This window comes from Kitasatospora sp. NPDC001539 (assembly GCF_040298565.1).
GTDB lineage: Bacteria > Actinomycetota > Actinomycetes > Streptomycetales > Streptomycetaceae > Kitasatospora.
The window spans coordinates 1-8,503 of record NZ_JBEPAK010000282.1 but is presented as its reverse complement, the minus strand read 5'-3'; the positions used below and the strand labels follow the sequence as shown (position 1 = coordinate 8,503).

6 protein-coding genes are annotated in these 8,503 nt (G+C 73.5%); 2 read left to right on the top strand and 4 right to left on the bottom strand.

The window, feature by feature from the left end:
- Positions 1–82 precede the first annotated feature (82 nt).
- Both ABT247_RS29170 and ABT247_RS29165 read right to left on the bottom strand, forming a co-directional pair.
- Complete coding sequence (locus tag ABT247_RS29170) at positions 83–721, bottom strand: YdcF family protein (RefSeq protein ID WP_350748296.1); 639 nt, start codon at positions 719–721, stop codon at positions 83–85.
- Positions 722–951: 230 nt separating this feature from the next.
- The gene (locus tag ABT247_RS29165) at positions 952–1,980 is read right to left on the bottom strand and encodes a cytochrome c oxidase assembly protein (protein WP_350748293.1); all 1,029 of its coding nucleotides are present in this window, start codon (positions 1,978–1,980) and stop codon (positions 952–954) included.
- A gap of 370 nt (positions 1,981–2,350) precedes the next feature.
- Here ABT247_RS29165 and ABT247_RS29160 point away from each other — a divergent pair, with 370 nt between their 5' ends.
- Entirely contained in the window at positions 2,351–3,091 is a 741-nt protein-coding gene (locus ABT247_RS29160) for an SDR family oxidoreductase (RefSeq protein WP_350748290.1), read from the top strand.
- Positions 3,092–3,139: 48 nt separating this feature from the next.
- Here ABT247_RS29160 and ABT247_RS29155 read toward each other — a convergent pair whose 3' ends face one another.
- Complete coding sequence (locus ABT247_RS29155; protein WP_350748287.1) at positions 3,140–3,643, bottom strand: DinB family protein; 504 nt, start codon at positions 3,641–3,643, stop codon at positions 3,140–3,142.
- Between the two features lie 349 nt (positions 3,644–3,992).
- On the opposite strand from ABT247_RS29155, the gene ABT247_RS29150 reads away from it, so the two are divergent.
- Positions 3,993–6,029: an alpha-galactosidase gene (locus tag ABT247_RS29150; protein ID WP_350748284.1), complete on the top strand. Its 2,037-nt coding sequence runs from the start codon at positions 3,993–3,995 to the stop codon at positions 6,027–6,029.
- A gap of 100 nt (positions 6,030–6,129) precedes the next feature.
- Here ABT247_RS29150 and ABT247_RS29145 read toward each other — a convergent pair whose 3' ends face one another.
- A complete protein-coding gene (locus ABT247_RS29145) occupies positions 6,130–8,232 on the bottom strand; it encodes an NEW3 domain-containing protein (protein WP_350748281.1) in 2,103 nt (700 codons plus the stop codon).
- Between the last annotated feature and the right edge of the window lie 271 nt (positions 8,233–8,503).

Genomic DNA, 8,503 nt, shown 5'->3' with positions numbered 1-8,503 from the left:
GTCCGCACCTGCGGACCCGGGGGCCTCCCGGCTTCGACGCGCCGGCTCTCGTCCTCCGATCTCCGTCCGCCCGTCGGCCCGGTCAGGCCAGGCCGAGCACCACTCCGGTGCCGGCCAGCAGCAGGAGGGCGGCGCCGGTGGTGCGCGGCAGGGCGAGGGCCGTACCGACCGCCTCGCGCAGCAGCTGGTACGGGCCGTACGCGAGCAGGCCGTCCGCACCGAGCACCCGGGCCGGCGCTCCCGCCGCGCGGGCGGCCAGGGCGGAGCGGACGGTGTGGAAGCCGCTGGTGACCACCGTGCAGCGGTAGCCGGGACGCTCGGCGGCCATCAGCGCGGCGCTGAGGCGCAGGTTCTCCACGGTGTTCACGGCCTGCTCCTCGCGCCGGATCCGCTCCTCCGGGACGCCCCGGGCGATCAGGTAGCGGGCCATCGCGGCCGCTTCGGTGCACTCCTCGTGCGGCCCCTTGCCGCCGGTCACCAGCACCAGCGGCCGGTACCCGGCGGCCTCCTCGGCGGCGTAGCGTTCCAGCGCGACGTCCAGGCGGGCCGCCAGGACCGGCGCGGGCTCACAGCCGTCCAGCGCGGCGCCGAGGACCACCAGGAAGTCGGACCCGGGGGGCACCGGGCGGCGGCGCCGGTGCAGGGCGCAGCCGAGGAAGCCGAGCAGCCAGAGCAGGACGTACCCGCCGAGGAGCGCGACGGTCAGCAGCAGGGCGTACATACCCGTCGAACGCGCCCGGCGGGAGCACCGTTCCGGAGCGGGCGGAGGCGGCCTCCCCCGGGGCACGCGGACCCGGGCGGACGGTGCCGGGGCCGACCCGGGCGGACGGTGCGCCCGGGACCGGGGCGGACGGTGCGCGGGGGCGAACCTGGGCGGACGGTGCCGGAGAGACGCGGGAGCCCCCGTTCCGCAGGGGGAACGGGGGCTCCGCCGGGGCGCGTGGACGGACCTCAGCCGGCGTCGGCCGCAGGGGCAGCGGGGATGACGGGCGTGCCCGGCGTGCCGGGCTCGGCGGCTGCGCTGCCCCCCGGGCGGGGGCCGCGCTTGTGCAGCGAGGCCAGGTAGGCGTTGTACGCCGCCAGCTCGGCGTCCCCGCTGCGGTCCTCGGCGCGGTCGCGGCGACGGGCCTGGCGCTGCTCCGAGCCCATCCACTGGTAGACCAGCGCGATCAGCACGATCGCCGTCGGGATCTCGCCGAACGCCCAGGTGATGCCGCCGGCCAGCTTCTGGTCCTCCAACAGGTCCGTCCCGGGTGGTGCGCCCTGGACGGTGAAGGTGGAGACCAGCGGATGCCCGGCCATCATCACCGCGACGCCGAAGAAGGCGTGGAACGGCATCCCCATGAACAGCTCGATGATCCGCATCACGTGGCCGGGGCGGTGCGGGCCCGGGTCCACACCCATGATCGGCCAGAAGAAGGCCAGACCGGTCATGAGGAAGTGGACCATCATGAAGATGTGCCCGAGGCGGTACTGCATCAGGAAGTCGAACAACGGGGTGAAGTAGACCCCGTACAGGCTCGCGATGAACAACGGGATGGTGAACGCCGGGTGCGAGACCACCCGGACGTACCGGCTGTGCAGCAGCGCCACCAGCAGCTCGCGCGGGCCGCGGGGGCGGCCCTTGCCCGCGGGGCGCAGGGCCCGCAGGGCCAGGGTGATCGGGGCGCCGAGCAGCAGCAGGATCGGCGTCAGCATCGACAGCACCATGTGCTGGATCATGTGCGCGCTGAACAGCACCATGCCGTAGTCGTTCAGCCCGGAGCAGGTGACCAGCAGCAGGGTGCCGACGCCGGCGACCCAGCCGACGATCCGGCCGACCGGCCAGCGGTCGCCGCGCCGGTACAGCCGGACGACGCCGACCAGGTACAGCCCGAGCGCCACCAGGCCGCCGAGCAGGAACACCCAGTCCGGGGACCACGTCCACACGTTCGACAGGGTGAACGGGCCTAGCTGGGTCATCCCGCCGTGGTGGTGCATGCCTGACATTCCATCGCCCATCGGCGGGTCCTGCTTCCGTCCTCGTGGCCCCTGTGCGGGTCCGGTTCGCCCCTTTTGCTTGGCATACAGCCTAGGTGGGCCTTACCTCGGCCCGGCCCCCGGCCCCTCGGTACGGGGCCGTCCGGCGAGTCGGGCAAGGGGCGGACGCCGGTCGGGCGGGGGCCGGACGCACCGACCGACCGGTCGGCCTGGCCCGGGCGGTCGGTCCGGCGCCCGGGTCCACGGGGGGCAGACGGCCCGGAGGCGAGGCGGGGACGGGGGCCGGGAGGCGGGGTTTGAACCTGACACCGGTGGCAGCTCCTACCGGCGGGGCGCGATGAACGCGACCCGACGAAGAGGGGGAGGAACGATGAGCGAGTTGGCCGGCAAGGTGGCCCTGGTGACCGGTGGAAGCAGGGGGATCGGCGCGGCGGTGGCCCGGCGGCTGGCGGCCGGGGGAGCAGCGGTGGCGCTGACCTACGTCCGGGAGCAGGGGCGGGCCCGGGCGGTGGTCGAGGAGATCGAGGCGGCCGGTGGCCGGGCGGTGGCGATCCGGGCGGACCTGGCGGAGCCGGACGCCGCGGTGCGGGCGGTGGAGGAGACGGTCCGGGAGCTGGGCGGGATCGACGTCCTGGTGAACAACGCGGGCTTCCTCGCCTACGGCCCGCTCGCCGAGGTGACGGTCGAGGAGCTCGACCGGGTGCTCGCCGTGGACATCCGGTCGGTGTTCCTGGCCGCCCAGGCCGCGGCCCGGCACATGCGGGAGGGCGGGCGGATCATCAGCATCGGCTCCTGCTTCAACGGGCGCGTCCCGGGCGGGGACTTCGTCCTCCAGGCGACGGCCAAGACCGCGCTGACCGGGCTGACCAAGGGGCTGGCCCGGGAGCTCGGTCCGCGCGGTATCACCGTGACCGTCGTCGATCCCGGCCCGATCGACACCGACATGAACCCGGCCGACGGCGACTCGGCCGACTTCCAGCGCGGGCTGACCGCCCTGGGGCGTTACGGCGAGGCCGAGGACGTCGCCGCCGCCGTGGCCTTCCTGGCCGGACCCGGCGGGCGGTACGTCACCGGCACCGCGCTGGCGGTGGACGGCGGCTACACCGCCTGAGCGGGCGACCCGGCGCGGCCGCGGGCCCGGCCGCCCCGGGCCGGGGGCTCAGCGCCGGTCGTGGTCCCCGGTCGCGCCGTCGGTGAGCTCGCGCAGGATGTCCATGTGCCCGGCGTGCCGGGCGGTCTCGGTGGCCATGTGGATCAGCACCCAGCGCAGCGACACCGTCCGGCCGGACCACGAGGTGCCGAGGGAGTCCAGCTCCAGCTGCTCGATCGCCTCGTCGGCGGCGGCACGTGCCCGGGCGTAGAAGGCCAGCACGTCCGCCGTCGACTCGTGCGGTTCGATCCGCATGTCGGAGCTCTCGTCGGCGTCGACGTCGAACGGCAGCGGGCCGGTCTCCAGGCCGAAGGTCTGGCGGAACCAGCCGAGTTCGGCGCCGCCGAGGTGCTTGACCAGCCCCAGCAGGTTGGTGCCCGAGGGCGTCAGGGGCCGGCGCAGCTGCTCGTCGTCCAGGCCCTCGACCTTCCAGAGCACCGCGTCGCGGTGCCGGTCGAGGGCGGTGTGGAGGCTTTCCTTCTCGGCGCCGGTGAACGGCACGACCTTGATCATGGCGGGACCGTAGCAGGGGCCTCCGACATCGGGCCGGGGGCGGGCGGGAGTCCCCTCGGCGCCTGATGGGCCTTCAAGTCGCTTTGTGTTCGGTCTTGTCGGGTTGTGTTAGGTGAAATATCGTATGGCACCGCCGCTGAGACCGAGCGGCCCGGCGGGATCCGTGGCGTCCGTACCCCCATGCCATGCAGAGGGCGTCGCCGAGTCCGCACGCCCCGGTCCGGACCGCCGGAACCGGCTCCATCCACCCCGAGCCGAGGCCAGAGCCCTTCGGTGGCCCAGGCCCGGCCCCCTCCTCACCCACCCGGGAAGCCCCCACATGCGCAGAACGCCACCTCGCGTCGCCGGCATGCTCGTCGCCATGGCCCTCGCGGCCTCCGGCCTCGGAGCCGTCACACTCTCCACCGCCACGCCGGCCGCCGCCCTCGGCAACGGCAACGCCCTCACGCCGCCCATGGGTTGGAACTCGTGGAACAGCATCGGCGCCTACGTCACCGAGAGCGAGGTCAAGCAGACCATCGACTTCATGTCGGCCAACGGCCTCGTCCAGGCCGGCTACGACACCGTCACCATCGACGACGGCTGGTCGGCGCGCCACCGCGACGGCCAGAGCACGGACTTCGTGAAGACCGCCGACGGTGCCATGCAGCTGTACGACGACAACGGCGCTCCGGTCAGCGGCACCGACGGGCGCGGCAACGATCCGACCAGCGGCCACCTCGTCCCCGAGCCCCGGCAGTTCCCCGCGCAGACCGTCGACGGCCGGACCGTCAACGGCATCCAGTACCTGGCCTGGTACGCCCACGGCAAGGGCATGAAGCTCGGCCTCTACGCCACCGACACCTACACCACCTGCCAGGGCCACCCCGGCAGCCTCGGGCACGAGGCCACCGACGCCGCCGACTTCGTCTCCTGGGGCGTCGACTTCGTCAAGTACGACGACTGCCCCTACGGCCCCACCATCCTCGGCCCGGACGGCTACGCCTACTACCCGCAGGGCGAGGGCCAGGAGCTCACCCGGTCCATCTACGCCCGGACCCAGACCTTCCAGCGCGCCCTCGACGCGGCGACCGGCGCCGCGGGCAGGCCGAAGGTCACCCTCAGCCTGTCCGCGCAGCCCGCCCACACCGGAATCCCCTCCCTGCTGCGCGCCGACGACCCGGCCCGCACCGATCCGCTGATCACCGCCGCCGGCACCCCGCCGCACCAGGCACCCGGCTACTCGCCCACCGGGATCTGGTGCGGCCAGGTCGCCAACATGTGCCGGATCGGCGGCGACCGGGACAGCGAACTGGACGGCGTGCTCTACAACGGCCAGTTGCAGACCGCCCTGAAGTACCCCGGCAACGTCCACCCGGGCAGCTGGAACGACCTGGACATGATGTTCGCCGGCTGGCAGGACACCTACGGCGTCTGGGGCGTCACCGACACCTCCCGGGGCCACAAGCCCTTCACGGACGACGAGTCGCGCACCGAGCTGTCCATCCTGTCGATGATGGCGGCCCCGCTGATCTCCGGCGCGGACCTGCGCAGCGCGGCCGACTCGCAGCACACCGCCGACGGCTACACCTGGTCCACCGGCATCAGCCCCTCCGCGCTGGCTCTCCTGAAGAACCGCGACATGATCGCCATCGATCAGGACGGCCTCGCCGAGCCCGCCACCCTGGTCGGCAGGGCGCCCTCCTCCCCGACCGCTCCCGTGGTCCTCGAGCGCCGACTGGCCAACGGCGACCTGGCGGTGGCGCTGGTCAACCAGGACCCGGACAACTGGGCCATGATCAGCACCAGCTTCGCCGACCTCGGCCTGACCGGCTCCTCCTACGGCTACCGGGAGCTGTGGACCGGCGCCACCGGCACCGCCACCGGCTCCCTCGGGGGCAACTGGATCCCCGCGCACGGCGTCGCGCTCTACCGTGTCGCCGGCGGAGCCGGCGGGTCGTCGGTCGTCGGCGACGGCAGGTACCACGTGATCAGCCCGGGCGGCACCGCGGGCCAGGTGCTCGAGGTCCAGGGCGGCTGCTCCGCACCCGTCGGCGGCAACTCCGGCATCGCCGCCCGCCGGAGCGGCGACGCCGCGCAGCAGTGGCTGTTCACGCCCAACGCGGACGGCACCGTGACCATCACCGACGGCTGCTCCACGGCGGCGCAGACGCACACCGTGCTCTCCGGCGGCAGCGGCGTCGGCAGTGCGTACCTGCTCAACGCGTCGCCCGGCAACCCGTGGCAGAAGTGGAAGGTCACCCGGAACGCCGGTGGCGCCCTCACCGTCACCAACGTCGGCAACGGCCTGACCCTGGACGTCGCCGGCGCCGCGGCCGACTCCCCGGCCATGACCAACCCGGCCAATCCGGCTGCGGCCGGCCAGAGTTGGACTGTCCTGTCCTGACCGACGGGGCCCCGGCCGGTCGACCTCGACCGACGGGGCCCCGCTCCGCTCCTCGGCTCCGCAGCCGTCCGGCTGCTCAACCGCTCGGCCGTTCGGCCGCTCAGCTCTGAGTGAAGCCGGTGAAGTCGGCCTCGCCGCTGGTGCCCGCGCTGTGCGAGGTGGTGAACAGGCCGACGTCCTGGAGCGCGGCCGCGCCGGGGAGGACGGCCTGGCCGACCTTCGTCCAGGTGGTGCCGTCGGCGGAGGAGTAGCCGGTGTACGTCGCACCCTCGCGCACCAGCTTCAGCCAGCTCGGGTAGCTCGCCGAGCCCGAACCCTGGTTCGCCGGGGCGCTGTTGGAGTCCAGCTTGCCGTCGCCGTCGCTGTCCCACTGGAGCACGTAGCCCTTGCCGGGCGCCTCGGCCAGGATGACGTAACCGGCCGACGCGCCGGGCTTGGTGATGTCGTTGCGGACCATGATCCCGGCCTTGGCCCAGTCGCTGGTCGGCGCCTGGGCGGTGAGCTTCACGACCGTGGTGGAGCCGTCGTGTTCGGCGCCCGGCCGGTAGACGGTGCTGTACTCGTCGACGTCGTAGTAGAGGTCGGCGCCCGCGCCGTCGATGGCGAACGTCCCGTTCTGCGCGCCGAAGACGGCGGTGGTGTCGGTGAAGACCCGGTACGGCGCCTGCACGGGTGCGGCGAGCAGGACCGGCGCGGGCGCGGTGACGCTCTGCGGGCCGCCCGGTCCGTGCGCGGTGGCGGTGCCGGTGAGGGTGGCCCGGGTGAGCGGCGTCGGCAGGTCCGCCGGGGCGGTCACCCGGAAGGTGGCCTGCGCCCGCCCACCGGGCGGCACGTGCCCCACCCGGGTCTCCGACAGGGGTGCCACCGTCCAGCCGGCCGGGACGTCCAGTCCGAGCACCACGTCGTTCGCCGACTGGGCGCCGTTGTTGGCGAGTTCCGTGGTGGCCGTGGCCGAACCGCCGGGGGCGAGGTCGGGCACCTCGGTCCGCAGGACGAGGTCCGGGTGCTGTCCGCCCGGGTGGTCGGTCGGGGTGACCCGGTACATCACGGCGCCGTGGCCGGGAACGGTGGAGCTGATCGCCCCGGCGGTCTCACCGTCCGTGTGCGCCCAGAGGTCGCGCAGGAGGTATCCCTTGGCCTTGGGCAGGCCGACCGCCGCCGCGGTGGTGGAGACCACGGCGGGCTGCGCGTTCTCGTTGAACAGCGTGACCGCCACGCTGCCGTCGGCGAGCGGCTTGGCCAGCACGTCCAGGCCGCCGGCCATGCTCACCGGCCGCCCCTGCTTGCCGAGCCGGTCCTGGTCGACGGCGACGACCTCGGTGTTGCCGTAGACGGCGAGGGTGTCGGCGCTCGCCTTGCGCAGGTCGGTGCCGGCGATCAGCGGGGCCGCCATCTCCGCCCAGAGTGAGAAGTGGGCGCGGTCCTCGGTCGCCGTCATGCCGTTGCCGACCTCCAGCATGTCCGGGTCGTTCCAGCCGCCCGGCCCGGCGGCGTCGGCGAGTCCGGCGTTGGCGTGGAAGATGTCCAGCATCCGGCCGAAGGACGGGTCGATGTCCCCGGTGGTGCGCCAGAGTTGGCCGACGGTGCGGCCCCACGTCCACACGCTGTCCTGGCCCCAGTTGCAGAGGCTGTAGACCATCGGACGGCCGGTCTTCGCCAGTGCGTCGGCCATGGCGCGGTAGCGCTGCTGGGACGGGACGCCCTGGTTGTAGCAGTTGTCGTACTTGAGGTAGTCGACGCCCCACGAGGCGAAGGAGGCCGCGTCCTGCTGCTCGTGGCCGAGGCTGCCGGGATATCCCGCACAGGTCAGGGTGCCGGCGCTCTCGTAGATGCCGAGCTTGAGGCCCTTGGCGTGCACGTAGGCGGCCACGCCCGCGATTCCGTGCGGGAACTTGACCGGGTCGGCGACGAGTCGGCCGGCGGCGTCGCGGGCCTTGCCCATCCAGCAGTCGTCGATGTTGACGTACTGGTAGCCCGCGGCGCGCAGGCCGGCCGAGACCAGTTTGTCGGCGGTCTGCTCGACCAGTTGTTCGTCGACGTCGCAGCCGAACGCGTTCCAGTCGTTCCAGCCCATCGGCGGGGTGAGGGCCAGTGCGGCGCCGGCCGGCTCGGCGGCTGCCGCGGGGGTGCCGGTGAGGGGGACGGAGGCGAGGGGTGCCGCCGCCAGCGAGGCCGCGAGTAACGCGGCCCACGTCTTGCGCATCGTGTCTCCTGGGTCCGGAGGGTTGCGGACGGTGGTGCGGGAACCCTGCGCAGGGCGCTGGAAAGCGAACCAAATCAAACACAGGCAGTCAAGAGTCAACGCAATCAGACGAATATCAACGAAGGGTGTTAGCGGCGGGGAGCTGCCCGGACGCCAGGGCGCACGGACCCGACGGACGTGCGTGACCGGGAGCCCGGAACGTAGGTGCGGCGGAGGGGGCCGGACATGCCGACGGAGCCCGCGGCGTCGACGGTCAGGTCGACGCCGCGGG

What these genes read in the sequence shown, in the direction of transcription:
- ABT247_RS29170 (WP_350748296.1), bottom strand. Translation starts at nt 721, where the DNA reads ATGTACGCCCTGCTGCTGACCGTCGCGCTCCTCGGCGGGTACGTCCTG.
- ABT247_RS29165 (WP_350748293.1), bottom strand. Translation starts at nt 1,980, where the DNA reads ATGCACCACCACGGCGGGATGACCCAGCTAGGCCCGTTCACCCTGTCG.
- ABT247_RS29160 (WP_350748290.1), top strand. Translation starts at nt 2,351, where the DNA reads ATGAGCGAGTTGGCCGGCAAGGTGGCCCTGGTGACCGGTGGAAGCAGG.
- ABT247_RS29155 (WP_350748287.1), bottom strand. Translation starts at nt 3,643, where the DNA reads ATGATCAAGGTCGTGCCGTTCACCGGCGCCGAGAAGGAAAGCCTCCAC.
- ABT247_RS29150 (WP_350748284.1), top strand. Translation starts at nt 3,993, where the DNA reads ATGCTCGTCGCCATGGCCCTCGCGGCCTCCGGCCTCGGAGCCGTCACA.
- ABT247_RS29145 (WP_350748281.1), bottom strand. Translation starts at nt 8,232, where the DNA reads ATGCGCAAGACGTGGGCCGCGTTACTCGCGGCCTCGCTGGCGGCGGCA.